26 protein-coding genes and 2 pseudogenes are annotated in these 26128 nt (G+C 42.0%); 16 read left to right on the top strand and 12 right to left on the bottom strand.

Translation table 11 applies throughout. The features are described from left to right. Nucleotides 1–235: 235 nt before the first annotated feature. The 4 genes from L3V36_RS02480 (at nt 236) to L3V36_RS02465 (ending at nt 4791) form a co-directional block, all read left to right on the top strand. Nucleotides 236–1237, top strand: a complete 1002-nt coding sequence (locus L3V36_RS02480; protein WP_108091905.1) for a WYL domain-containing protein — start codon at nt 236–238, stop codon at nt 1235–1237. 360 nt (nt 1238–1597) lie between these two features. After that, entirely contained in the window at nt 1598–2428 is an 831-nt protein-coding gene (locus L3V36_RS02475) for a hypothetical protein (RefSeq protein WP_237296577.1), read from the top strand. After that, complete coding sequence (locus L3V36_RS02470; protein WP_237296575.1) at nt 2365–3081, top strand: hypothetical protein; 717 nt, start codon at nt 2365–2367, stop codon at nt 3079–3081. The genes L3V36_RS02475 and L3V36_RS02470 overlap by 64 nt, the downstream gene beginning before the upstream one ends. 351 nt (nt 3082–3432) lie before the next feature. Continuing rightward, nucleotides 3433–4791, top strand: coding sequence for a phospholipase D family protein (locus L3V36_RS02465; RefSeq protein WP_237296574.1), 1359 nt, complete (start codon nt 3433–3435; stop codon nt 4789–4791). A 316-nt stretch (nt 4792–5107) separates the two neighbouring features. On the opposite strand, the pseudogene L3V36_RS02460 reads toward L3V36_RS02465, so the two are convergent. Beyond that, nucleotides 5108–5297: pseudogene (locus tag L3V36_RS02460) on the bottom strand (AlpA family transcriptional regulator). Between the two features lie 456 nt (nt 5298–5753). On the opposite strand from L3V36_RS02460, the gene radC reads away from it, so the two are divergent. The 5 genes from radC to L3V36_RS02435 all read left to right on the top strand — a co-directional run bounded on the left by radC (nt 5754) and on the right by L3V36_RS02435 (nt 8063). Then, complete coding sequence (radC, locus tag L3V36_RS02455; RefSeq protein ID WP_208774239.1) at nt 5754–6221, top strand: DNA repair protein RadC; 468 nt, start codon at nt 5754–5756, stop codon at nt 6219–6221. Then, nucleotides 6218–6670, top strand: a complete 453-nt coding sequence (locus tag L3V36_RS02450; protein ID WP_108091909.1) for a DUF2787 domain-containing protein — start codon at nt 6218–6220, stop codon at nt 6668–6670. The genes radC and L3V36_RS02450 overlap by 4 nt, the downstream gene beginning before the upstream one ends. Nucleotides 6671–6692: 22 nt before the next feature. After that, nucleotides 6693–7136, top strand: a complete 444-nt coding sequence (locus L3V36_RS02445; protein ID WP_108091910.1) for a DUF2787 domain-containing protein — start codon at nt 6693–6695, stop codon at nt 7134–7136. A 127-nt stretch (nt 7137–7263) separates the two neighbouring features. Then, nucleotides 7264–7824, top strand: a complete 561-nt coding sequence (locus tag L3V36_RS02440) for a tyrosine-type recombinase/integrase (RefSeq protein WP_108091911.1) — start codon at nt 7264–7266, stop codon at nt 7822–7824. Continuing rightward, nucleotides 7821–8063, top strand: coding sequence for an AlpA family transcriptional regulator (locus L3V36_RS02435; protein ID WP_108091912.1), 243 nt, complete (start codon nt 7821–7823; stop codon nt 8061–8063). Before L3V36_RS02440 ends, L3V36_RS02435 begins: the two co-directional genes overlap by 4 nt. Before the next feature lie 79 nt (nt 8064–8142). On the opposite strand, the gene L3V36_RS02430 is transcribed toward L3V36_RS02435, so the two are convergent. The 6 genes and pseudogenes from L3V36_RS02430 to L3V36_RS02405 form a co-directional block, all read right to left on the bottom strand. Beyond that, the gene (locus L3V36_RS02430) at nt 8143–8775 is read right to left on the bottom strand and encodes an inovirus Gp2 family protein (RefSeq protein ID WP_237296573.1); all 633 of its coding nucleotides are present in this window, start codon (nt 8773–8775) and stop codon (nt 8143–8145) included. Between the two features lie 298 nt (nt 8776–9073). After that, nucleotides 9074–10534, bottom strand: coding sequence for a YfjI family protein (locus tag L3V36_RS02425; protein ID WP_208774237.1), 1461 nt, complete (start codon nt 10532–10534; stop codon nt 9074–9076). 53 nt (nt 10535–10587) lie between these two features. After that, nucleotides 10588–10827: an AlpA family phage regulatory protein gene (locus L3V36_RS02420; RefSeq protein ID WP_102516813.1), complete on the bottom strand. Its 240-nt coding sequence runs from the start codon at nt 10825–10827 to the stop codon at nt 10588–10590. Nucleotides 10828–10956: 129 nt separating this feature from the next. Then, nucleotides 10957–12024 carry a hypothetical protein gene (locus L3V36_RS02415; RefSeq protein ID WP_208774236.1) on the bottom strand — a complete coding sequence of 356 codons (1068 nt, stop codon included), beginning with the start codon at nt 12022–12024 and terminating at the stop codon, nt 10957–10959. A gap of 195 nt (nt 12025–12219) precedes the next feature. After that, nucleotides 12220–12345: pseudogene (locus L3V36_RS02410) on the bottom strand (integrase); the annotation flags it as partial. Between the two features lie 74 nt (nt 12346–12419). Next, the gene (locus tag L3V36_RS02405; RefSeq protein ID WP_108091286.1) at nt 12420–13346 is read right to left on the bottom strand and encodes a LysR substrate-binding domain-containing protein; all 927 of its coding nucleotides are present in this window, start codon (nt 13344–13346) and stop codon (nt 12420–12422) included. A gap of 166 nt (nt 13347–13512) precedes the next feature. Between L3V36_RS02405 and L3V36_RS02400 the strand changes: the two genes are divergently transcribed. From L3V36_RS02400 to L3V36_RS02370, 7 genes are read left to right on the top strand one after another with little or no spacing between them, the layout of a single operon-like run. Next, the gene (locus L3V36_RS02400) at nt 13513–13947 is read left to right on the top strand and encodes a TRAP transporter small permease subunit (protein WP_216611490.1); all 435 of its coding nucleotides are present in this window, start codon (nt 13513–13515) and stop codon (nt 13945–13947) included. Next, nucleotides 13944–15242 (top strand): TRAP transporter large permease, encoded by a 1299-nt coding sequence (locus L3V36_RS02395; protein WP_108091288.1) that lies wholly within the window; start codon nt 13944–13946, stop codon nt 15240–15242. The genes L3V36_RS02400 and L3V36_RS02395 overlap by 4 nt, the downstream gene beginning before the upstream one ends. A gap of 13 nt (nt 15243–15255) precedes the next feature. Beyond that, the gene (gene dctP / locus L3V36_RS02390; protein WP_208774234.1) at nt 15256–16281 is read left to right on the top strand and encodes a TRAP transporter substrate-binding protein DctP; all 1026 of its coding nucleotides are present in this window, start codon (nt 15256–15258) and stop codon (nt 16279–16281) included. A gap of 57 nt (nt 16282–16338) precedes the next feature. After that, the gene (locus L3V36_RS02385) at nt 16339–17436 is read left to right on the top strand and encodes an FAD-dependent oxidoreductase (RefSeq protein ID WP_208774232.1); all 1098 of its coding nucleotides are present in this window, start codon (nt 16339–16341) and stop codon (nt 17434–17436) included. Continuing rightward, nucleotides 17420–17716 (top strand): (2Fe-2S)-binding protein, encoded by a 297-nt coding sequence (locus L3V36_RS02380; protein ID WP_054541260.1) that lies wholly within the window; start codon nt 17420–17422, stop codon nt 17714–17716. The genes L3V36_RS02385 and L3V36_RS02380 overlap by 17 nt, the downstream gene beginning before the upstream one ends. An 11-nt stretch (nt 17717–17727) precedes the next feature. After that, nucleotides 17728–19188 carry an NAD(P)/FAD-dependent oxidoreductase gene (locus L3V36_RS02375; RefSeq protein ID WP_208774231.1) on the top strand — a complete coding sequence of 487 codons (1461 nt, stop codon included), beginning with the start codon at nt 17728–17730 and terminating at the stop codon, nt 19186–19188. Further along, entirely contained in the window at nt 19160–19519 is a 360-nt protein-coding gene (locus tag L3V36_RS02370; RefSeq protein ID WP_108091293.1) for a RidA family protein, read from the top strand. The genes L3V36_RS02375 and L3V36_RS02370 overlap by 29 nt, the downstream gene beginning before the upstream one ends. Nucleotides 19520–19627: 108 nt before the next feature. Here L3V36_RS02370 and L3V36_RS02365 read toward each other — a convergent pair whose 3' ends face one another. The 5 genes from L3V36_RS02365 to L3V36_RS02345 form a co-directional block, all read right to left on the bottom strand. Next, on the bottom strand, nt 19628–21262 hold the full coding sequence (locus L3V36_RS02365) for an FGGY-family carbohydrate kinase (RefSeq protein WP_208774229.1): 1635 nt from the start codon (nt 21260–21262) through the stop codon (nt 19628–19630). An 11-nt stretch (nt 21263–21273) separates the two neighbouring features. Further along, nucleotides 21274–22233, bottom strand: a complete 960-nt coding sequence (locus tag L3V36_RS02360) for an ABC transporter permease (RefSeq protein WP_016790621.1) — start codon at nt 22231–22233, stop codon at nt 21274–21276. Further along, a complete protein-coding gene (locus L3V36_RS02355) occupies nt 22233–23231 on the bottom strand; it encodes an ABC transporter permease (RefSeq protein WP_108091295.1) in 999 nt (332 codons plus the stop codon). Before L3V36_RS02355 ends, L3V36_RS02360 begins: the two co-directional genes overlap by 1 nt. Beyond that, on the bottom strand, nt 23224–24717 hold the full coding sequence (locus tag L3V36_RS02350) for a sugar ABC transporter ATP-binding protein (protein ID WP_108091296.1): 1494 nt from the start codon (nt 24715–24717) through the stop codon (nt 23224–23226). Before L3V36_RS02350 ends, L3V36_RS02355 begins: the two co-directional genes overlap by 8 nt. A gap of 93 nt (nt 24718–24810) precedes the next feature. Then, the gene (locus L3V36_RS02345; RefSeq protein ID WP_108091297.1) at nt 24811–25785 is read right to left on the bottom strand and encodes an autoinducer 2 ABC transporter substrate-binding protein; all 975 of its coding nucleotides are present in this window, start codon (nt 25783–25785) and stop codon (nt 24811–24813) included. Nucleotides 25786–26128: the final 343 nt, after the last annotated feature.

The raw sequence follows: 26128 nt of genomic DNA, 5'->3' as shown, positions 1-26128 counted from the left end.
CATTTCTATGTATCCACCAGCATAGGAGTTCATTATGCCCACCACGATTATTCAATTAATTTCAATTGTACTCTTTCATCCGACACCAGATGCCCAAGCTACTCATACAATCAACTCACCTTAAAGCCTAGCGTGTAGAGCTTCGTCTCTTGCTATCAACAGAGTGAGAGTGACTTGTTCCAACATCGTTATACCGTCACCTCTATTTTGATCCGCTTAGCTAAAGGTGTGCACGATGAGTAAAACCACTCATGTGAGCACTCGTCAGCATATGATATTAGCGCTTGAGCTATACAAGCGCATACCGTATTGGCACAAAGTCACAGCTTCTGAGCTCAAAGTACAGCTTCAAGAGATAGGTATTGATAGAGATATTCGAACGATTCAACGTAACCTTGATGTGTTACTTGAGTATTTTGATATTGACCGGGATACCCGTGATAAACCTTATGGATACCAACGAAAGCAAACTAAATCTCTTGTTGGCTCCAGTACTCAAGAGGCACTACTTTTGTGTCTGGCTGAGTCTCACTTCCACTACTTAATCCCTACCCATATATCCCATACTCTTCACTCGTTATTTGAAGACGCTAATTACCAACTGAAATCAATCGATCAGGACTCAAAAGAGTCCCAATGGTTACGAAAAGTAGATTTATTCGGCGCTTATGAACTAAGGCGTAATATCAGCCTTGATGCTTACGCAGCTATCAGTCAAGGGCTCTACCATAACCGTTGGTTAAACTTGCACTATTACTCTGAAGGAGAGAAATACAGAAAAGATGTCATGCCATTAGGCCTTTCACAGCAAAACAATACATTGATATTGCTGTACCGCCAGAACGGAGATAAAGACACTACTTTTGTTGATGTCAGCCAGATTCACAAAGTCACATTATCAACCTTCACGTTTGCTTACCCACAAGGCTTTGACTTGCAACAGTCAGCATCGGAATACACCAATACAGTGCATGAGCGTTATACACTCGAATTCACCATTACGAAGCAGGCTGGTGAGCACCTCTACCAAACACCACTTTCCAACGACCAACGTATTTCTGAGTTCGATACGTATTTACACATCACTGCTACGGTTTCCAATACACCACCGTTAGTGGCGTGGCTAGAAGCACATAAAACCCACATCACCTTTGTAGAACAACAACCTATACCGCCGTCAGTCAAAAGCCCCCAACTTCAAACCACTTCTCTAAATAGCGATAGCGGTCTCACTTAGTACAGCCCTATGCGACACCAGGTGCCCAACCTATTGATAACCTGACAACAAACAGGGATGTCACATAGGGTTACCGTCTTTCTATGTGATCCACTACGACATAGACGGGGAGAGAAGTTCATGACCATTAAAGCGATTCGACCATTACTTAACAAGCACCTTTGCCTAGCTTCATTCAGCTGTGAATATTGCGGAGGTAGCCACAGTTCAACCTGTGACATTTGCGATATGCCTCCATGCCGATGTGCTTGCTAGTACCACACGTTTAATACCCACCATTAGCGGTTTACGAAAGTAAGCCGCTTTTGTTTTCTATGTATTTATCCCTGCAAACCAATCTATTAATAAAAAGGAATTCCTATGAAAAAAACGTTAGTTTCTGTGCTTATTGCAAGTGCTACCCTTACTGGTTGCGGCGGTGGTGGCTCATCTGAGCCTTCACAGCCATCCAACTCTACGTTGTTATCCGGTCGTGCTATTGACGGATATATCGTTGGTGCCACGGTTCATTATGATTTCAATTCAAATGGTGTTGTCGATCCTGATGAACCATCGGCTATCACCGAGGCTGGTGGTGTGTTCACTATTGAAGGTAACATCACAGAAGAGCAACAAGCCTGTCTTGAATACGTCCCAGTAATCGTAGGTGTGCCTGTCGGAGCTATTGATGAATACTTAGGGGAAGTAACTCAAGCATATGTACTTAACCTGCCACCAACGTTCACGTTGCCTGAAGAGGTAGCGAATGGCTCCGTTAACATTACTCCACTCACCACAATGTTGTGGGAATCGGCTAAACAGACAGTTGAAAGAGAGCAAGGAGCAGTATATAGCTGTGAATTAGTGAAAGACAATGAACAAGTCCGCAATGCCATAAAAGACGCAATGCGTAACGTAGCAGGTGACTTAGTTTGGCATTTCAATATTTCAGAGGAAGATCTGTGGAGTGATTACATAGCAGATGGTAACAGTGCGGTCTCCAGCATTGCTGAACAGCTTATGGCATCCATTCAACTTTCATTTGAAGAGACTTATGAATTGTCACTTCAGTACCCATATGCACATATCAACGTGGCTCACTATATCTTAACGATCCAACGGACTGGCAACGCCAAGATGATGAACAGTTGTGGTACAAATCGATTTCCATACGTCAAGGTAGCTTCTGGTCTGAATCCGTCTATGCGGTAGATGATAACTGGCTACCCGAGCGCTTGATTAGAAACTACCTACAAGAAGACAGTGTTACTGATTTTGGTACGGTGGGCCATGTAAATGAATACCGTAATATGAGTTCAGATCCAAGCTTTGACGATTACATTTGCAGTAAGTCAGAAACTTTACTTTCAAAGGAGGCTGACACTGATAACCAATACGGTATGAATAATAAGTCATCGTTCTATGGTTTGAGTGAATTGGAGTGTAATGAGGTTAATTTGAGTGATGCTGCTGATAGCCAAAACATGACGCTTTCGACTGCGAGAGTGAGTGGTGTGTACGATGAAGAAAGGAGCCGTTATAAGTGGAATACGGTGCCAAGTGAATATGCTCACTGGTTAGGTTTCAGTGCTGATGTGGCGAGTATAGACCTTGATGCATTAAATGCTGATATCGCAGCACTACCGCAAGTCTATGGAGCTCAAGATTCTGTTGGGGCAGACTGGTGGGAGCACACTAAACGCTATAAAGAAGGTGAGAACAACGTATCTGAGCATCGAACTAACGTGGCGAATGAAATGCCTAATGGCGAGGTGGCAATGCACTATCGATTTGTTTCTTATCCTAATGGGACGTTTAAGTATGAGTGTGATGGTGATGATGGGTGGTATGACTGTATTAAGTAGCCTCACTTAAACTGGCGGCATATAGGGGAGCGATAGCTCCCTTTATTCATTGTTACAACAAGCATTTGGACATTTCCGAGTTGCGTCTTTACTAATTTAGCAAAGAATGAATTAGCTGAAGTATGGTAAGTTTCGCTTAGGTTATCGTTCTGTATTGCTAGAGCGTATCAACGAGGACAGTCCCTTGATGTAGGTCTAATTTACAGCCAAGTGGTCACTTTGCACTCACATCTATTTAACTCTGAATTACTGGGCCTCCAATCTGTAATGTCGACCACATAACAACGACTTGCGTTTGCTCACTCTTTACTAAACGATGTATGTTTAATGCAATGAGTAGTAGCTAAGGCAATGAGCAAGATGAAACTAGTAGCAAACAGTTTGAACCGTGAGTATTTCAGGTCTCTACTTCCACCAACAGGAACAGAGATTGATGGTGTGGTAGCAGCTATCGCATACGGAGACGATAGAACCCAACTATTACAGCACTGTCTCGACAACAAGCATCGATTAGATATCTGGATGCGTTATGACCAAACAGTACCAGTTGCGCCTAGTTTCCTTAGCAAGCTACTTGCGAATGCTAAGAACAATGTATTCTGTAAATTGATTCCCGACTGCCTACACAGCAAGGTCATCTGGTGGAAAGGATACGGTGCTTATGTTGGCTCAGCTAACCTGACTGATCGAGCATGGAACAGCAACATAGAAGCCGGTGTATTCTTTAGTGAGAGCGACCTAAACGAGTCAGGTATGCTAGAGCAATTGGAAGAGTTTTTTGATGGTTTGGAACAATTGGACGTAGCCTTTGAGCTAACCCAAGAGGTCATCGATGAACAGAAGTTGCTGCTCAAACAGAAACGGGAAAAAGAGAAAGAAGAGAGAGCTAAAGCACCTAAACGTAAAGTACCACCCTGGGAAGGTCCTAGCTTCGTTTCAGACAAGAAAGCCAAGGACAAACGCAAAGAAAATTTCCGTATGGAATGGAATAGCACATTATCTTATATCCGAAATATCGCATCTCAAATTAACGACTACAGACCTCACTGGATTAGTGAAGATATCCCGGCATATTGGCAAGTGGACCAATTTCTGCATGCCTACTATTACAACCAAGTCAAACAGAAGGACAATACTTACCCCTATGAAAGCTACCACAAGACTAACAGCAAGAACCCTCAAGTTGCACTTATTGAAATGCTAACATGGTGGAAAGAGCTTCCATCACCACCTTCACATGAAGATATAAACTTATACGACTATGCTCCTCTGATTAGAAAAAGTCTAAATAAAGCCAATATTGATTCCCTAGCAGAGAGCGACCTAACCGGCATCCTAAAGGCAACTCATGCAACCATGGACCATCTAATCAAGATGAGTACAGCATCACTTGGGAAGCCACATGAGAAGTCTCTTACCAAAAATGAAAGGATCCCCCTATTTACCGAATGGCTAATAGCTCAACGAAATGAAAAGGGGCAGACTGTGGCTGATCTTCTAAAGTTCGTTTTGTATGGTGGGAGAGCAGATCAGATGTGGGAACGGATTTACTTAGCGGGTAAGGATCCAGAGTACAGATTTGGTCACTATGGTATCAATTCGATAGCTGAAGTTGCAGGATGGGCAAGACCTGAAGACACTCCACCTAGAAATGGTCGAACAAACAAGGCACTGAGAGCCTTGGGTTACTCAGTTAAGGTTAATATGTAGAGTTCCATACAAATAAGGCTCCAATTAGGGAGTCCATTTCTCTGCCAGATCATCTGGCAGCTTAGCTTTCCTCTCCAAACGGGTAGGCTCAGTATAGCCCTTTGATTCTTTCACCTATCATTAATCAACAATTTTTCTATTGCCGTGCTCCGTATGCAGCCACTGTATATGTAGCTAGTTGAAATATGTCGGCATAACTATTATTTGTTCAAATGGAAGCGCTCAGTAATGTTATGGGTAACAACTCTAAATAGGAACGGGCTTGTTAGAAAAACATGGCATAGAGGAAGCTGTAATAGCTTCCATCCATTATCTGTCAATCAGCATTATCGCGCTCACCAATCCTATCCAATATCCAATCCGTTACCTCTTCTTCTACCCACCCTACCGAACAACAACCTAGTGGTACTGCTTTGGGGAAACCCACCTTCGCTCATGTACTTGTAGATGGTAGAACGTGCAAGGCTGGTTAAAGTCATTACTTCTTTTAGTTTGATTAATCTCATGATGAATTCCTGTTAGTTCAACTCATGAGATAACGAGAATGTGCATTTAATTACTCCACTGCGTAAAACGCCACACTCCAAATTTTTTTAGCCACACATTACCTTTTTGAAGCCAGCTAATCGTAGGTTTCCATTTATGCACTTTTCTTAAATCAAACAGAGCAGGAGGCACTTATGCCGTTTGTTTTCATTGCTGGCTTTATTGTTGGCGCAGGTTTGTACCACATCAACAAGGAGGCGAATGGTGAATTCCCACCAACCAACTAAGACGCTAATCGAATTTTTCATCTATGGCGTAGTGAGCGGTTACAACTGGGCTAAACGACAAGATAAACAACAACCATAACCTAAAGCAGCCCTGCGTGATTGGGCTGCTTATAAAGGGAAGGATTCCATTATTTTTTAACTACATATTACTTGGATGCACATACCTTTAACGCACAAGAAGGAAAGTACATGCATTCAAATCAATACACGCCAAATGAACCTACAGAGCTTCGTCAAATCCTAGAGACCGCCGCGACCATGCTCGCAGCGAAGTATGCTCGGGCAGGGTCATTCACCAGTCCCGAAAACACTAAGCAATATCTACAGATGAAACTGGCGCATTACGACAGAGAAGTGTTTGCCGTGATGTTTCTTGATAATCAAAACCAACTGATTGAATACAAAGAGATGTTTTTTGGCACCATCGATGCTGCTAGTGTTTATCCAAGAGAAGTCGTCAAAGAAGGATTAATGTTGAACTCGGCGGCGGTTATCTTTGGTCATAATCATCCATCTGGATTACCAGAGCCATCACAAGCCGATCGTAGAATCACTCAACGTCTCTCTGATGCTTTAGCATTGGTTGATATCCGAATATTGGACCATGTCGTCGTAGGTGAGCAATGCGTGTCCTTTGCTGAGCGAGGTTTGCTATGAGCCAAACCACACCCCATCGACTGCTGGTGGAATACCTCAATGCTCTTACTGAGCGATTAGATATCCCTGCCTTTGCTACACGTATCGCCCTTAACTTTCGAGTGTCGAGCTACTACGAAGACCGTAGCGGCTTTCATCCTGTCGAGATCCAACTCAACAGAGCTACAAGCCAATCAGACAATACTCATTGGAGCATCGTCTTTGTTGCTAGCTTTGCTTATCCAGACGAACAAACCGAAAAGATGGAGGTCGAGCTTTACTTCAATTTTCTGCGTGGATGGTTCTATCAACCGGACATTGAACGCTGTGAGCTCCACCAGCCCCAAGTAACCAGTCTGTATCAAAGCTATGAACGGTCTTTCCTCAAGCAAATTCAACAAGGCTCCTTTAACGGTATACAAGCAACACTCGTCAATATAGACACGCCCACGGAATCATCAATCCCATAACCACTAACCAAGGAGGCATACCATGCCAGTCTCAACCAAATTTCAAACGATGCAGTTTCACCCTTGTGTGCTGCCTATCTCAACTCGCTTTTACAACGTAATCACTAAACAAGTTCAACAAGGTAATGGGAATAACGACTCTGATTTATTAACCGTTAACTTTCGAGACACAAGTTATAGCGCTGAAGCTGGTGGGTATCATCCAGTAGAAATCATGATCCGCAATGAAGGCAATAAGTGGCGACTCTGTTACATCACCGACTTTGCCTATTCTGGAGGCGTCTATCCAGAACTAACCATTGAGCTCGATTTCAATATTGAGAGCAACATATTCAGACAGATGTTTCTGGCACCTTGCGCTTTAGCACATCGAGAAGTGAAATCTTTCTATCGAACATGGGAAGGTAACTTTTTGGAGTATTTATCTGATGGTGTGTTTGACCAAATCAAAGTCACCAAGAGCTGAAAAGCATTCAAGTTCCCATTTTAGCAATTTGGGAACTTGCCAACCCTTATGGAACAAAGCTTTTGGTTTCAGGCCTGCTTTGAAGTTCCTCTAATCATCATTTTCATCGAAAAAAGGAAGCTGCGTTATGGCAGAAGTTCAAGCGGTGAAAAACCGTGACACAATCCAGCTTATCGGCCACTTATTAGAAATACGGTATAGTAAGCAAATGTCGGACATCTGGAATGTGGGTATTAATCTCGCTTTACGGATTTCTGATTTGTTGGCGATTAAGTTCAGTGACATTGAAGAAGACCGTCTAACCATCCGTGAATCTAAAACGGGCAAAGTGGCCCAAATAGCACTAAACCCTAGAAGCTTAGAAATTATCCACCGAATTAAAAAGGAGAACCCCCACCACGTCTACCTATTCCAATCTTACCGAAATCAGCAAGCAATAAACAAAGCTGCCAATTCATTGAGTCGTCGGGCTGTTAGCCAAGCGTTCTCATCGATTGGTGAAGAGATTAGTTTTCCGTTGGGAACTCACTCAATGCGAAAAACCAGAGGTTACCACTTATACAAAAGCACCAAAGATATTGCACGGGTAATGCGTATGCTTCGCCATAGCTCAGAAGGTGTAACGCTACGCTACATTGGCGTGACACAAGATGATATTGATAATGACTTTAGGGAGTTAGTATTATGAACAACGAAATGACTAATATTAAGCAACCACCAACTTCGAGTCGCCTGATGCGATTAAAAGAGGTAATTCAGGTTACAGGTATATCACGCTCATCACTTTACAAGTATCTCAACGAAGGGCAATTTCCGCCTCCCGTATCATTAGGCGTCCGCTCTGTTGCTTGGGTAGATCATGAAATTCAAACATGGATAACGACAAAAATGAGCCAAAGAAACAATAAAGCAATCCAAACTTTATAGATTAATTTTCCAAAGAGGTTATTTGATACCTATTTTTTTGCACTGACTCATATATATGTCATAAATAACCTACAGAAATTCAACTCTTACTCGTCCCATAAAAACGCATCCTAACATTACCACCATAAGGCTTTGTTTTAAGCTTCGCCAAATAACTCAACCTAAACATTACAGCATAAAATGTGTCATGAAATGAGGGAGATCTCTTATTTAACTCATATACTGGGTTTCCATTAGGAATATTAACCAACCCCTTCACATTATTCACTGAACATTTTATTGCACTCGCCCAAGCCTCTGAAATACGATTGATGGTATTATTTCTAGTACTACCAATCTTTCCAAACCCTCTATACACATTGTAATTTAAAACTAGAGCGACATGGTAATGCCATCCTTCGTTACCACTCAACTCTTTCACCCATACGTAGTTAATACGGCAATTAATACTACGATTCCTGTTTTTACTTTTCCTTTTTAAATCATATTGAATCTTAAAACGCAGAGAATCAAAAAACTTCGATATTATATCACTAGGTCCTGAGTAACCTGTAGGGAACTTCAGCTCAAAGCGCATAACAAGAAGACGGTTATGATCAGACAAAGATTTAACCATCATTAGTTCATTCGCCATTAATATCCTTTGTATTAATGGACCATGATTACGTATAACACTATATCCATTAAAAAATTCAGATTCTATTAACTTCATTCAAAACACCTTCATTTTGAATAATCAACAACATTCACTTCATTCTTAAGGAATGAATAATAAACAACTCTTAACAATTACAAGTACTATATATTACTATAACCGACAAAATATCGTACTTAACCAACAGATAAACTAGGGTATAGATAGAAACACCTTTCTATTTTTAGGCTTACCCCCCCTAGTTCGTTCTAACTTATTACTCTGGACTTATGCACAAACTATCCCACCTGTATTTTTTAGTTCTCACTTATTATCCATGAGTTATTACCTCTATAATTAATCGAGATAATGTAAATCAAATAGAAACATTCAGTCCTAAATCAAGCATGATTTTGACATCATCACGTTGATAATGAGGATAGAAATCGATGACCCTTGTTTTTGGTTTAATCATAATTTCACTTAATATATAATTGGGTTTTAGGTACTCTAATGCTTCTTCTAGGTTTTTTTTGCTTCTTGTCCCATATGGTCCAAATTGAAAAATATCATTTCTTTTAATATATCTAACTCCTGAATTTGAAAGCATCAGAAACCATTGCATTAGATTATGGGCATCTACTGCACACTTCGGAGGCGCAGAAAACACTTTCACAAACTGACCAGAGAAATAACTTATTAAATTCACTGATTCGATGAGTGTCGCCGAAGAAATTTCATCATTTAAATCACCATCAAAGCAATGAATTAAAGCCGCTAACCTTGCGATATTTTCTGGTAACTTTGAGGCATGATCTGCAACTTGCTGAAAGATACCGTTAGGTCTCATCTTTACTTCAATATCGTTGTAAACACCCTGCCATATTTTTTTAGCTTCATTGGAGAATCTAACAATTTTTCTATTAGTGTAGTCAGAAAACCCTTGGGATTCCGATAGCCAATAATAAAGCTTACCGTTAAACTCCTTTATACCGTCTCGTGAATAATCTATCCCTGAGGACTGCCTAAACCCAATATTGGATGATGGTGCACAAACAAGAAGACGAGCCAAGAATCCGTTCCCACGCACACTATCTTTTGATTTTTTAATAAAGCGATCTAGTGCACTTGATTGAGTCATTATATAGACGGTTAACCGAGCGCTTTCCACTGTATATGATCCTGCTGTTTTCCTATTGACAGTAACATCATCACCACTCCAAATTGCATTTAGGCTAGCCGTTTGCGTCATCGCTCGGCTGTTAAGTAACACTCCCCCTTCACTAGACCCAAGAAAAGCATTTGGTACATTCTCACTGAGACCACTCAGCAATGCTTCAATAGTACTATCTTCATATGTGATCAAATTGAGTTTTGGTTTAATTGGTTTTTTTTCTTCAAGTTCGAGTAACTTGTTTGCCATTGATTCACATTCAAGTTCGTCATCCAAATTGACTAACTTTTTTATACGAGCGACTTTTTTTTCATGTAAATCAAGTTGAATTTGGTACCTATCTAATTGTGTTTGGTAGCATTCAATATTTTCTTTTTGAAACGATTTAATTCCTTTTGTAAATAGATTCTCAACCGATGATTTACGCTCTCCTGATTCTGCAATCGTTAACCCCATTAGTGAGACAGGGCTTATTTTACCCGTGGGTATTTCTACATCAATAACACCTTGTAATGCGAGTGAAACGGAACTGATAGCGGTCATATAGACCATTGAATCAGGCGCTTGCGTGATAAGTTTAGCCTCCATATAGGCTTTAGTGATTAATGATGACGGAGATACTAAGGGAAAGACCTCCGACGACGTTGGAAATTGATATAACATGCACACTCCTATCGATAACGACATAAAATGATCAAATATTGATAACCGCCTCTCTAATCACGCCCTGCGATAGAGTTATTTCTCATCAAATTTAGCCAAGTTTGCATATCCCCCATCAACCAACCTACCGCTCTTGCGCCTAGTTTGATTTTCTGAGGAAATGAGGGGTCAAAACGTTTTGATGAAGGGTTTTGTTTGTCATAGATAGTCGACCGAGAAAGGCCCGTCATTAACATGACATCCTTAAGTCGAAGAATTTGGTTTGAACGAAGTTCTGAGTGAGTAGATAACATTTAAAGCTCCTTAGTTGATTTAAGGTGCCATTAAACATTAAAGGACAAAGTTACAAAAAGGAGTGGCGTTGATTTTTCGGCATAAAAACTCATCCAAGCCCTTTATACAAAAGGGCTACGACTCTTTTATTATTTTAATTTTTTGTACTTGTCTGGTCTGATAATTAATTCTATTGCATGAATATATGTGTCATTTGTATCAAGAACTTCATGTAGTTCATCTATAACACTCCTGGCTGTTTCTTGTACCTTTTTCTTGCTGAGCTTAGTATCTGATAGCCAGTGGTGGCTATAAACTTCTTTGACACGATTGAAGTTTTTACCTGTTTTGTCTTTAATCAAAAAAGCTCCCGCTTCACGCTCTCCCTTTTTTTTAAAGCTCTTAAAATTGCGAAATAGATAGCCTGAACAGCCACCGGAGACAACAGTTACGTTTTTAACATACAGAGTATACCCACAATTCGATAACTCCTGTAATGCAGTAGATGCATGGTATTCTGGTTCCAGGTGATATGCGCTTAGTTGATAATCTTCCTTATTGAACACCAGCTTTGAAGCGTCACTTTCTCTAATAACGACTTCTAACACGCTCAATGATAAATCGAGTTCACTTCCTATTGGAAAGTTAAAATCATTGTTACTGCGTGTTGCTTTATCACAAAGTACAAAACGCGAATTACTCATCCCACTTTTGGTTTTCTGCATCATGGAATGATCATTATTGCTCCCAAGCTTAAAGTGATAAGGAGAAACAGGTATTGACTCATATAAGGCAAAGTGTTGCTCTTTTTGATCAAAAGCCACCATACCTTTGAATTGATCAGTCGTGATATTTTCAGAAGCTAAAAGTTTTTCCGTATCACTTTCTGTTACTTGTAGATATTCAACACCGTCAATTAGTGTTGATGCACCTAAAAATAAGGTGTCTATTTCTGGCTGGTGGTAAAGGGGAATGTATTCTTCTTCAAGAAAATAATGCATCAGCCTCACTTTATGAGAATGATCTCTTACGCTTAAAACAACATCTTGCTTTTTCAGTTTGTGCAGTTGCTTATCAATACCCCATACGTTGTAACCATTGGGTACTTTAACTAACAGCGGTATATCAAGCTTTAGACACGTTTGAAGCTTATCTTTCATTGACACTTTCGTATCAATGCCACTTAACTTATAGAAAACCTTGTTGATAAATCTCAAACCATCATCCTTGCAAGCTACCGATAAAGAGGGCTATTCATGCTATTAATAGCATGAATAGCAGAGTATCGGCCTCAATAAAAACTAGGAAATGAAGTCGATGTCAACTTTCTTCTCATACACGAGATAACATTATGGAAGATTTTTCAAATATTAATGGTATTGACACTCAGTATACACTTGAAGCAGATCAACCTAACCCACAGCCTTAAGGCTCTTTTTACCACTCATCGACAAGCTTCCCTTTGCAGCTTCTTCAATGTGATCACTCCACCACGACATTAGAACTTTACGACGTTCAAGGTAATCATCACGACAATAACCTTCTGGTTACTTACCTTGTTCACTCGCATTCGCATCTCAGGCTATCTATAGTAGTAATCAGATATACATCCCTAGAAATCATTAATGTCAGACACAAATTCATCTACTGCTTGTCGGATATTTAAAGCAAAGACTTCAGCAAGCTTTGACATTGGTTTGTGAGCAGGTGTCAGTATTGCGTGATCGTAAGCTATAGCAGGAGCAAAGGGGCGGAATACAACATTCCCTTGATTTCCTTTATATAGTTTATAACTAGCGGCACTGATGGGGTCACAGATACAAGCACATAACTGTTGTTCGACAAACTCAAAGCCAGAGATGTAGTTCTGAAGCTCAAATCTAGGTCGATAAGTGACGTTATGTTCTTCAAATAACAGTCTTGTGTGCTCACTTGCTGAATGACGGGTAAACAGCGCTGCTAGGGGAACATTATCTAAGTCTTTTGGAGTAATGAGCGGTTTACTCGATAAAGGGTGATCCTTGTGTAATGCACACACTCCCTCAAGCTGTATAGGTTCTACATGAAATGAATCTCTGTCCTTGGGCAGCTCTGAATAACCTATATCGTACTGCTGAGATGCAATCCAGTCTTGAACAATAGTAGAACTTCGCATCATCATGGATACTTCAACTTCAGGTCTGTCCTTTACATATTCAGCTATAACATGCGGCATAAAAAATAATGCCGCAGCAGGCATACAAGCAATACGTAACTTCCCTCTAGTCAGGTTTTTCACTTCTGCCATTAACTGAGTTGAACGAGTTAAACGTTCTAAAATCGCATCAGTTTCTTCTAACAAAAAATATGCTTCAGGGTTGGGGATCAAACGCCCCTTTTGTCGTTCAAAGAGTGTTAAACCTAACTCCTTCTCAAGACCTACGATCATAGAGCTCACTGCGGGTTGAGTTCGGCATAAGGTTTTTGCAGCCACAGTCACCGACCCCGAACGCATTACAGCACGGAACGTTTCTAATTGTTTTATCGAAAGATTGCTCATAGCACCCTATAAGTTAAATTTATGACTTTAGAGTAATTTTAAATTTGTTTTTATTGATTGTCACCAATAAAATAACCAAATAATTACAAATACAACAATAAGGAAACATGCAGTGGAGCAAAAATTTCGATACTTACTCACGGCCTTAATTGCATCTGTAGCTCTAATGCAATTTGTTCAGGTTGTGACACGGTATATTTTTGAGGTCCCGATTATGGGACTCGAAGAATCAATGGTCATTCCTACAATCTGGCTATATATGCTTGGGGCCGTTAATGCTTCAAGAGAAGACTCTCAGATACGAGCAAATGTCTTAGAAATTTTCATAAAAAGTGAACGCGGGCACACAATTTTGGCACTAGTCGGAGAAGTTATAAGTTTTATTATTTCGAGCTGGCTTACTTATTGGGCGTGGGACTATGTCAAGTACGCTTGGCGCGTATGGAAAGAAAGCCCTACCCTCTATATCCCTACTTTTTATCATGAATGCTCCGTATTCATCGGACTTCTTCTGATCACTCTTTTTATTGCCATACATATCATAAAGTTGGTTAACCAGCTTAGAACTCCATCGTCTTTCGTAAATAAGGTGAAACAATGATTGAAGTTGCTCTATTAGCCGTCGCAGTTTTGGTCATACTACTAACTATCGGCGTACCCCTTCCATTTTGTTTCGGCGGCGCGTTGATGGTAATGAGTATTGCCGGTGACATGTCGATGAAAGGCAATATGATGTGGGGAGCCGGGCAGCTGATGAACCCCGTATTGTTGGCCATTCCTTTATTTGTTTTAGCTGGAACCATTATGAGTAGGAGCGGGATCGCTGCTAGTTTGTTAGGTTTTGTGAACGTATTTGTCGGTCATATACGTGGTGGGCTAGGTATCGTTGCTTCCGTTAGTTGCGCGATTATAGGGGCCATTTCTGGAAGCGGATTAACTGGTATTGCGGCTATCGGACCACTACTTATCCCCGAGATGGAAAAACGAGGCTACCCGCGAGCCTATGCGACAGCACTCATTGCTAACTCGTCAATATTAGGTCTACTCATTCCGCCAAGCGTGACAATGATTGTTTATGGTTGGGTTACTGACACATCTATTCTGGCTTGTTTCCTCGCGACACTTGGTCCTGGATTACTGGTTACATTCAACTTTGCAGCTATCAATATGTTTATGGCCCGTAAGTTCCCACTTGTTTTAGATGACAAGCCGAGCTTACCTGAGATGTTTAAGAAAGCTTCTAGCCAAACATTTAACGCGGTACCCGCTTTGTTGATGCCAGTGATTATCCTTGGTGGTATTTATGGCGGAATTATGACGCCAACCGAAGCCGCTGCAGTTGCTGTTATCTACGCTGTTCCAGTTGGATTTATGATCTATAAAGGATTGAATTGGAAAACATTATTAGAATCCGGCAAAGAATCTGCAACAGCGGTCGGCTCTATCATGTTTATGATTTTTTTCAGCCTTATTCTTAGTCAAATGTTTGTTGTGGAAGGTATCCCGCAACAATTGGTTGAAGCTATCTTCGATATTACTGATGACAAATTTTTATTATTGATTTTTATTAATCTGTTGCTGTTTGTCGTTGGTATGGTCGTGAACGATCTAACTGCAATCATTCTTATAGCGCCTTTGCTTCTGCCACTAATGACGGCAATTGGCATCAGCCCAATTCAATTTGCTGCAATCATGGGAGTCAATACCGCGATGGGTGGGGTGACCCCACCATATGCGTCAATCCTATACCTTGGTGCTCGCATCGGTAACGTAAAATTCTCTGAAGTTGTTGGGCCGGCAATGCTACTCATTTTATTTGGGTATCTACCTGTCGTAATTCTTACGTCTTTTTGGTCAGAATTATCTCTGTACCTCCCTACTGTGTTTGGTTATTAAAAGGAAATTAACAATGTTAAAAACAAGTAAGTTAAAACCATTAAAAACAATAAAAAATGTCACTCTGTTGGCATCACTTATGGCAGCCGCCCTGAGTACTTTCCCTGCACATGCTACAACGCTAAAAATCAGTCATGTACGCCCACAAGGTACCGTAGTTGATAATGATATCAATCAGTTAAGCAACGATCTCAAAGCCTCGACAGATGGCGACCTTAAACTAAGAGTCTATGCTGCTAACGCTTTGGGAGATTACACGTTAGTACAGGAACGAATTTCAATTGGTGCAATTGATATGGCATTACAACCAGCCTCGACGTCTACCGACCGTAGAATGCAAATTGGCTTATTGCCTTTTTTAGCAAACGATTGGCAAGAAGCTCAAAACATCTACGGTACGAATGCGCCAGTACGTGAAGCAATGGAAGAGCTATTTGCTAAACAAGATATAACATTACTCGCAGCCTACCCTGTTTACTTTGGTGGAATTTCGCTAAACCGTAATGCAGTCGATGCTGGTGATCCCGATGTAACCAAAGGAATTAAACTTCGTGTACCCCCGATCAAGAGTTTCCAGCTATTAGCAGATAATGTCGGCTATATCGGTTCACCCCTACCTTTTTCTGAAGCTTTTACGGCAGTACAAACTGGTGTAGTTGATGGTGTTATTGGTTCTGGAGCTGAAGGCTATTACGCTTCATTCCGTGATGTAACAAAAACCTATATTCCTCTCAATACCCATTTCGAAATCTGGTACCTGATGATCAATTCTGAGCGCTTAGAAGATCTCGATGAAGCAGAGAGAACAGCTCTCAAAACAGCCGCAGCTCAATTTGAAAACCGCCGTTGGGGCGCTGCACAACTAGACCAGAAAGCCAATGAACAAAAACTGGTCGAAGCTGGTGCAACAATCATAGAAATGACTCCAAGTCAGTTGAGCAAAACAGCTAACAAAGTACGCGCTACAGTATGGCCTCAAATTATTGACGATATTGGTTCTGACTGGAGCCAGCCAATCTTAGACAAAGCGCTTAATTAAGAAACACCAACCAAAGGGGGCACTCCTGCCCCCTCAATGAAAGCATAAGAGAATGTTATGAAACCGGAATATATTGTTGTCGGTGGCGGAATTGTGGGTTGCGCACTAGCTTATGGCCTTCTTAAAGCGGGTCATCAGGTAACAGTACTGGATGGCGGCGACCTCGATCATCGTGCATCTCGTGGTAATTTTGGCTTGGTTTGGTTGTCGAGTAAAGGACTCGACGCACCTCACTATGCAGCATGGACTCGCCGATCCGTAAAATTATGGAAAGAGCTCGCAGAAGAATTAGAAAACGTTACCGGACATAAACTTAGCCTAGTACAAGAAGGGGGATACGATTTCCACTTCTGTGAAGAAGAATTAATGGCTAAAGCTAAGCAGTATGAGTACCTACGTAAGCAATTGAATAGCGACCATCCATATGAAATTTGGGATCGCAAACGCCTACTACAGGAGGAGCCCGAAATTGGCCCTGACGTCGTCGGTGCAATTTACGGAGCAGAAGATGGGCATGTCAATCCATTGAAGTTACTCAATGCGTATACTGCCGCGATCCGAAAGCTCGGTGCTAATTTAATTACTGGAACGAATGTGTCTGATATTAGCCAAGATAAGTCGGGAACGTTTCAAGTCACGTTAGAAGATGGGAGGATTTATTCTAGCGACAAAGTTGTTTTGTCTGCAGGTTTAGGAGCGGCTCAATTAGGCCCAAAACTCAACTTCAAAGCATTAGTCTCTCCTCAAAAAGGGCAAGTTTTAATCACTGAAAAGCTCCCCAAAAAGATGAAGCGTCCCTCCGGTATTATTCGTCAGGTAGATGAAGGTGGTATCCAGATAGGAGACTCTAAGGAAAATGCTGGATTTGACAACAATGACACCATCGAAACTACAGCTGCTATAGCTGAGCGAGCGATTGCTGTTTATCCATTTTTAGAGCACACCAGGCTAATTCGAAGTTGGGGCGCGACTCGGATCGTTTCACCTGATGGCCTACCAATATATCAACAATCAAAAACACATCCAGGTGCTTACCTGGTGAGTTGCCACAGCGGTATTACACTAGCCGCAGTTCATAGTTATTTGTTACCGCATTGGCTTGAGCAATCTACTAACGCACCAGATTTGGAGGTATTCAGTGAAGACAGATTCTAGATTCCAACGACTTGCCTCGGATAAAGAGAAAACATCAATTCAGTTTGAATGGGAAGGTCAATATTACAAAGCGTATGACGGAGATACCATAGCTGCAGCATTGCTAGCAGCAACGGTAGATCATACTCGTACAACGCCTCAATCCGGCTCACCAAGAGCACCGTTTTGTATGATGGGTAGTTGCTTTGAGTGCCGCGTTGAAGTCGATGGAGAACCTAACGTTCAAGCTTGCATGAATTTGATTAAAGACGGCATGAAAATTCGCCGACAAACAATGTAATAGGAGGTTTCATGCTGGAACAATCAAACATGAATTTTGATGTGTGTGTGATCGGAGCTGGGCCTGCAGGAATGTCAGCAGCAGTTCAATGCTCTATGGCGGGAGCAAATGTCATGGTTATCGACGAACAAGCTCGTCCAGGAGGTCAAATTTATAGAGCCATACAAGAATCAGGTCACCCACACGGACATATCTTCGGGCCTGATTATTTAAGAGGTGCCGAACTCGTTAAAACTTTTAACCAAGCTAACATCTCTTATTTCTCTGGCGCTACGTTATGGCGAATTGATTCAGACAACGCGGTTTATTGGAGTCGCGATGGGAAAGCTCAAAAAGCGACCGCGAAGAAAATCATCATAGCAACGGGGGCGATTGAGAGACCATTCCCATTCTCAGGTTGGACACTACCAGGGGTGATGACTGCTGGAGCTTGCCAAATCATGATGAAAACATCAGGCATTGTCCCTAAAGATGCAATCTTGGTTGGAACCGGTCCCCTTCTCTACCTACTCGCCGTACAGATGAGCGATGCCGGCGCTACACCTAAGGCCATTGTCGATACTCAGCAAAGCGCAAGTTACTTTAAAGCAGCCGGATATTGGTTGAATGCATGGCAAGGACGCAATTATATAGCCAAAGGCTTAACGCTCCTTTCCAAGATTCATAAGCTTGGGATCAAGCGTTACACATCCTCTACTCACATTGAAGCACTAGGTAGCCAACGTTTAGAAGGTTTAACCTTTCAAAGCTCAGGAAGAACTGTTGAACTTAAAGGCGAAACAATCTTAGCACATATAGGAGTGATTCCTAACGTGCAGCTCACTCGCGCCATGGGGTTGGAACATGTTTGGGATTCGTTACAAGTTTGCTGGAAGCCCAAGTTAGACAGTAACAACATGAGCTCACGTTACGGTGTGTTTGTTGCTGGTGACAGCGGGGGCATTGGAGGAGCACTCGTAGCAGAATTACAAGGGGAACTCGTCGCACAAAAGGCTCTGCAAGATCTTGAGCTTAACGGTAATCCCATAACTAAAAATAACGATAACCCCATAAAAGCAAAAATAAACAAAGAGCTATCAGTACGACCGTTTCTTGATGCGTTGTACGCACCACCTAAGCAAGCACTCGCCCCCAGCGATCATACGATCGTTTGTCGGTGTGAAGAAGTGACAGCAAAAAAAATCCGCGATCACGTAGATCAGGGAGCCTGTGGAATTAATCAAATAAAAACGTTCACTCGTTGTGGCATGGGCCCGTGTCAAGGACGCCATTGCGGCTCAACGGTGGCCCATATTATTAGTGACAAAGCGGGCATTTCAATGGAAAAAGTAGGCTACTACCGACTACGCAACCCTATTAAACCATTGAAACTTGGAGAGCTAGCAAGTCTCACCCCCGCAAAGAGTTCATTTATTAAAAAGTATAACAAAGGAAATACTAAGTATGAGCAAGATACAGAGACTGCATACTAATCAACGTATGAGCAAAATTGTAACCCACAACGATACAGTATATTTATGTGGTCAAGTCGGAGTCCGTGGTACAAGCGTTACGGAGCAAACAAGAGAAGCGCTTAAGAGAGTAGAAAGCCTTCTTATAGAAGCAGGAAGTGATTGTCAGCATGTTTTACAGGTCACAGTATGGCTAGCTGACATGAGTGATTTCAATGAAATGAATGCAGTATGGGATGAATGGTTTGATGAAGGGTTCGCACCTGCGCGAGCTTGTGGTGAAGCGAAACTCGCTAGCCCTGAACTCAAAGTCGAGCTACTTGTGACTGCAGCACGCAAAACCAATATTTAAAATTTGTAGCGATTATCCACCGGTGAAGCCCATGTGTTAACGGTCTAGTTCAATAACTAGACCGTTAACAGAACCATAAATTACATTTTGAAATATATGGGGGCTTATCTAAAACTCTCCCATTAAACGTTTGTACTCCACGTCATCTTCATACATCTTGTGGAATACTTTATATTTCGCGTCATAGAACCGCTTAATCTTTTCAGTTTGTGGCATTACGCTCTTACTGATACGACTCATGGCATTCATAGCGTCTGGGATATCACTGTAGAAGTTAGCGGCGACAGAGCCGAGCATTGCAGAGCCCAGCAATACGGCTTCGCTTTCTTCAGGCAACAAAATCATACAGCCAGTGGCGTTAGCATGTTCCTGTAAGAAGACACTATTCTTAGTACCACCGCCGCAAGCCATAATGGTATCAATCTCGTATCCAGCTTCGTTCATCACTTCAATGATATGACGTGTACCTAAAGCAATACCTTGTAACGTTGCGAGATATTGCATCGCCATATCATCAATGGTTTTCGACATTTTAAGGCCAGTAATAGTGCCAGTTAAATGGGGATTAGCTCGTGGCGAACGGTTGCCATGGAAGTAAGGCAACACATGGATATCTTTCGTCAAAAAAGCTATATCTTCTTTGCTACCAGCAAGTTCTAACAAACGGCTATTAAGCAATTGATAGATGGTTTGACCCAATTTATCAGCCTGCTCTTTAGCTCTGTCATAGATTGGGTGTGAAGTAATAATGTGGTCAATCAAAGCACCCGTTGCTGATTGCCCACCCTCATTAAGCCAGTAACCAGGTATCATTGCACCGTAGTATGCCCCCCAAACCCCATCGATAAAACGTGCCGTTTTTGATGCCGCCATGTGGCAAGAAGAGGTTCCACCGATCAAAGCCAAACGTTTATTGAAATCGGCCTTTTCACCCGTCATCCCCGCAGCACCTAATACTCCTATACCACCAGCGTGTGCATCGATGATTGAGGTACCAACGGCTGTTCCGGCCACCAGGCCGAGATCATCCGCCGCATGAACCGTTAGGCCATCCCCGACAGGCTGACCCATTGGTAAAATACGATCGCCAATGGATTGCGCGTTATCTTCAAGTAAGTCTTCTAAACCTATCAGTTCAAAGAAACTCTTATCCCACTTACTTTCGTGACCAAGGTAAGTCCATTTGCATACAGTTGAACAAAGCGATCGACTAGCATCAAAGGTAGCTTTCCAAGTCAGGAAATCTGGTAAGTCAAAGAAATAGCCTGCTTTAGACCATGTATTGGGCATATTTTGTTTTAACCATAATAGCTTTGGTGTTTGCATTTCTGGCGAAATACGGTTGCCAACATATGCCAACACTGGGTGTTCAGTAGTGTTGATGCGTTCTGCTTGCGTGATAGCACGGTGATCCATCCACATCACAATATTTTGTTCACTACGACCTGTTGGGCTAACTGTTAAAGGTTCGCCTTTGTTGTCCAATACAACAAGCGAGCATGTAGCATCAAAACCAATGCCTTTTACTTGAATAGGATCGATATTCGCTTGTGAAACGGCGTCTTTTACTGCCAAACACACACACTGCCAAATGTTTTCTGAAGATTGCTCAATGAAGTCTGCTTGTGGCTTAAACATTTGGGTATCGCGCTTCGCTTCACCGACTTTACGCCCAAGAGCATCGAATACGCCTGCTCGTGCACTACCACTGCCTACGTCAACACCGATAAAATAAATACTCATATCCTTCCCCGTTAAGCCTTATTTTTTTGTAAGAAGATAAATAGGATCAAGATGCCGCCCCACAGCGCCATAGTGAGATAACTGCTCACTCCCAGTAAATTAAGACCACTTTCTAACGTTTGCAGGACAATCAGTGCTAAGCCAATACCAATAATGCGTCCAAAACCACCATCTGGATTGATGCCACCGAGCACTGAAGCCAAAATCGCAATTAATAGATAAGACTCTCCATAACCAGCTTTAGCTGAGTTGAATTTTGCCATCATTACAATTGCGGCCGCCCAACATAGAATTGAAGAGAGCGCATATACATACAATGTGGCTTTTTGAGTATTGATGCCTGAGAATCGTGTGGCTTTCTCGTTAGAGCCCATCATGTAAATCGTGCGGCCAAGACTGGTATGCTCAAGTAAACCCCACAAACCAATCGCAAAACCGACAAACAAGATAAGCGGCATAGGGATGCCCATTAACGAGCCATTACCTAGAACCAATAGTGCTTCAGGGAATCCTGAGATTACGCTGCCACCTGAAATAAGGACATTAAGGCCATTGATCAACGTCATCATGCCCAAAGTAGCAAGAATTGGAGAGACTCCAACGTAAGCGATTAATGCTCCGTTAAGAAGGCCAATTACTACTGCTGTAATCAGACCACCCGCCAGTGCTAATACCAACATCGCAGAGCTATCTGGTGCTTGGGTTATGATGCTCGCCATAACTAAGCCACATGCATTAGTAGTAGCGATGATTGATAGGTTAATACCACCAGTCAACATACATACTGCCATTGCCAATGCGAGTAAACCCAATAGCGGCATTTGCGATGACATCGATTGTAAGTTGCCGATTGAGAAAAATGCTTGACCGCTGGTAAAGCCCATCACCGCCAAAATACCAACTAAAATAACTAACAAGTACCGAATGTTCTTATCCGTTGGCAGCTTTAAACTATTTAGAACCTGTTCCATTATGCCCCCTGCGCTGCTTGTTTTTTCTCATTAATCGCGGTCATGCTGATACTGCAAACAATAATCAACCCCGTAACAACGGTGTGCCAGTAAGAAGGCACGCTCAATAGTGTTAAACCGTTTTTCACCACCGCTAACAAAATCACACCTAAAATCACACCGAATAAGGTTCCTTTGCCTCCCGTCATACTCGTTCCACCAAGTACTACAGCCGCAAGCACAGTAAGCTCAAAACCCATTAAAGAGTTTGGCGCCACCGATTGAGTAATTTGTGTTTGAACTACTGACGCAATACCCGCTAGCGCTCCCATGTAACCATACACAAACAAATTGATGCCAAAGAGGTTTATACCGATACGGCTCGCGGCATCAGCATTACCACCCACAGCGTATATTTGACGGCCTAAACGCGTTTTCGACATTAAAAACGACGTTAGCGCAATCATGGCAATTAAAGTCAGAATTGGCAGTGACAAGCCATAGTCATAACCATCGCTTCCAGTGAAGCTAAATAACTCAACACCGTCCATAAACCAATCAGGGAAACCATATAACCACTCGCCATTGCTAAAATAAATCAGAAGGCCGAAGAACAGGTTCAACGTGGAAATGGTTATGATAATCGCCGGTACTTTGAGCTTATAAACCAATGTTGCGTTAATCATACCCAATAGCACACCAACCAATGCGGCAATACCAAAGGCAATCATAAAGTTACCGCCAATACTTAGAATGTATGTGGCCGCAACATATTGGGCAATTGCTGCCGTGGCGGGAAATGAAATATCAATCCCACCAGCAATAAGTACTACAAATAGACCACAAGCCATAATGCCAAGTAACGCCGAGCTTACTGACATATCGAAGATATTACCTAACGTAAGAAAATCTTCTGATGCCGCAGTCAGTACCGCTACAATCAGTACGATCATTACGGAGAGATAGAATTCGTGACGCTTGCTAAACGAAGCCAATTGGCGCTTAAATTGATTATGCATTGACGGCCTCCATGATTTGTTGCTCTGAGCAATTAGTCGGTTGGAAGTCATGGGTAAAACGTCCTTCTTTCATCACAATCACTCGGTGACTGTTGTAAAACACTTCAGGGATTTCATCACTCACCATAATGATCGCCATACCACTTGCAGCAAGGTCTTTGGCAATGTTGTAGATGGCTTCTTTGTTAGCGACATCAACACCGACGGTCGGTGAGTCAAGAATCAGAACTTCGGGCTCTGCCGCGATCCACTTGGCAATCGAAATGCGCTGCGCGTTACCACCAGAAAGGCTAGTAACAGGTAATTTTGGATCTGCAACTTTGATTGATAGTGATGAGATAAGCTTTTCCACTAGCTTATTGGCTTTAAGATGGTCCAGTACACCCGATGGCTTTTGTAAACGCTTTAATACCGAAGCAGTAATGTTGTCTTGAATCGACTGGTCCATGACTAATCCAGTTGACATGCGGTCTTCTGATACATAACCAATCCCTTGTGCGATCGCATCACGATTGGAGCGAAACGACGTCGGTTGACCATTAATTAGGATCTCGCCGCTGTCAGGCTTATTCATTCCAAATAATGCCATGCAAAGCTCGGTGCGACCCGCTCCAAGTAATCCAGTAATGGAGACGATTTCACCTGCACGAACCGACAGCGATACATCGTGATATTGACCTTGTTTAGTCAGGTTTTTTACTTCTAGCTTCACATCACCTTGTTGTTGGTATGGCGCTAAAGGCGAAAATTCAAAACGTTGACCTGTCATTAAAAATGCCAACTCGTCGCTATCCACTTCATCGGCTTGATAGGTACCAATGGTACGGCCATCACGGATAACGGTAATGCGATCAGAGATCTCCATCACTTCGTCGAGCTTGTGGCTAACAAAAACAACGGTAACACCTTTCGATTTTAGATCCGCAACAACTTCGATCAGGTGATTGACCTCAGTACGAGTTAACGATGCGGTTGGCTCATCCATGATCATTAGCTTGGCGTCAGACGCCATCGCTCGACAAATTGCAACCAATTGACACTCTGCAATCGAAAGTTGCTCTACACGCTTATCCAATGGTAGCTTCACGCCGACTTTCGCCATTGCTTTAATCGCAATCTCTTCGATACGCTTTTGCTGAACTAATCCCTTTGTCCACTCAACATGATCTTGAATAGCTATGTTTTCTGCGACGGTAAGGTTAGGGAAAAGCGACAAGTCTTGATAAATAACTTGAATGCCATGCTCAATTGATTGCTGCGGATTTAAGCGTGGATATTTTTTACCTTCAAGTAGAATTTCAGCACCTTTTTCCGGCGCATGGACACCCGAAATAACTTTGAACAATGTGCTTTTACCACAGCCATTTTTTCCAGCTAAACAGTGTACTTCGCCTTGATTGAAGGTTAGGTTAATACCATCCAAGGCTTTCACTGAGCCAAAATGTTTTGACACCTTCTTGAGGGTAATGAAAGGAGTACCAGACATATGAATTTCCATAAATCATGGGGTAGAATTGCACTACCCCGAAGTTATTACTTGTTATCAGTAAAACATTAACGAACTTGTCAAAGTTAACGCTTAGAAGCCAAGTTGACGCGCGTTTGTTTTATCGACTTCAAGGATCTTATTAAATTTCACTACGCGTTTTTCTGTATCGATTTCAGCATCACCCAAACCTTTAACGTTTACGCCATCTGTTACTGCTTTGCCATCTAGCATTTGTTTTGCAACAGCGACCATCGCGTAGCCAGCATCAGCAGGGTTCCACAAGTATCCTTTATCAATCTCGCCGCGCATCAAGTAAGGTGCGGCTTGGCTTGGCATTAAGATGCCTACAACACTGATCTTATCTCTAGCTCGTTTCTTCTTAATCGCTTCCCCAGCACCAATGCCACCTAGAGAACCATAAGAAACAATACCTGCCATATCAGGGTGAGCCTTCATCAAGTCGTTGGTCGCTGCGTATGATTGATCGATACTTTCAGCAACAGGCATGCGGCTGGTCACTTCATACATTTCTGGGTAAGTTTGCTTTTGGTAATCTATTGCCAAATTTGCCCAGTTATTATGTAACGGCACCGTAAGTGAACCTACGTAAACAGCGTATCCACCTTTCTCACCCATATTTTTTGCAAGCTCATCCATAGTCACTTTCGCATAGGATTGGTTATCAATAGTTTCGATATCCCAATCAGCTCCGTGCCCATCCGGAGATTCGTGAGTTAAAACGATAATGCCCTTCTCACGTGCCTTCTTGAATACCGGCTCAAGAACCGTTACATCATTTGGCACAACCGTAATTGCATCGACACCTTTAGCAATCAAGTCTTCAATAATTTTTACTTGTTGTGCTGGGTCTGGTGTAGAAGGACCAAGTTGGCGTGCGTTAACACCAAAGTCAGTTGCTGCTTGTTCAATACCTTTGTTCATTTGGTTAAACCAAGGAATACCAGATACTTTAACGACGTTTACAATTTCATAGTCTTTAGCGTGTGCACCTGCAGCAGCAAGAGCAAGAGTTAGTGCAGCAGCTTTTAGTAATACCTTTTTCATGTCCATCAATCCTTTTTTATTATGTGTAGGGTTCAATAAAATTGACGAATACATGCTATCTCATAGTTCAATACAAAAATTACCATGCACAACCAAACCGTGACACAGACACAGTAACGTTAATTATGACGATCGATAATGTTAATGAATAGTTAACATCATACGCTGGGGTATTTAAAGAACGGAAAAATACGAGAATGATAACAATTGAATAACATTGTGCTAACGTAATGTATTCATGTTTTGGCGTGGAGAATGTTAGGTGGAGAGTCAGATTTCAGTGGCTAATATTAATGAGTGTTTTATTGGTAAAAACCAGACAATGGTCACTATGTATGAGTCG

This window comes from Vibrio sp. G-C-1, from assembly GCF_021728015.1.
GTDB classification, from domain to species: Bacteria; Pseudomonadota; Gammaproteobacteria; order Enterobacterales; family Vibrionaceae; genus Vibrio; species Vibrio splendidus.
Note: the sequence above shows the minus strand (reverse complement) of the source record. Positions and strands in the feature narration are given on the sequence as shown.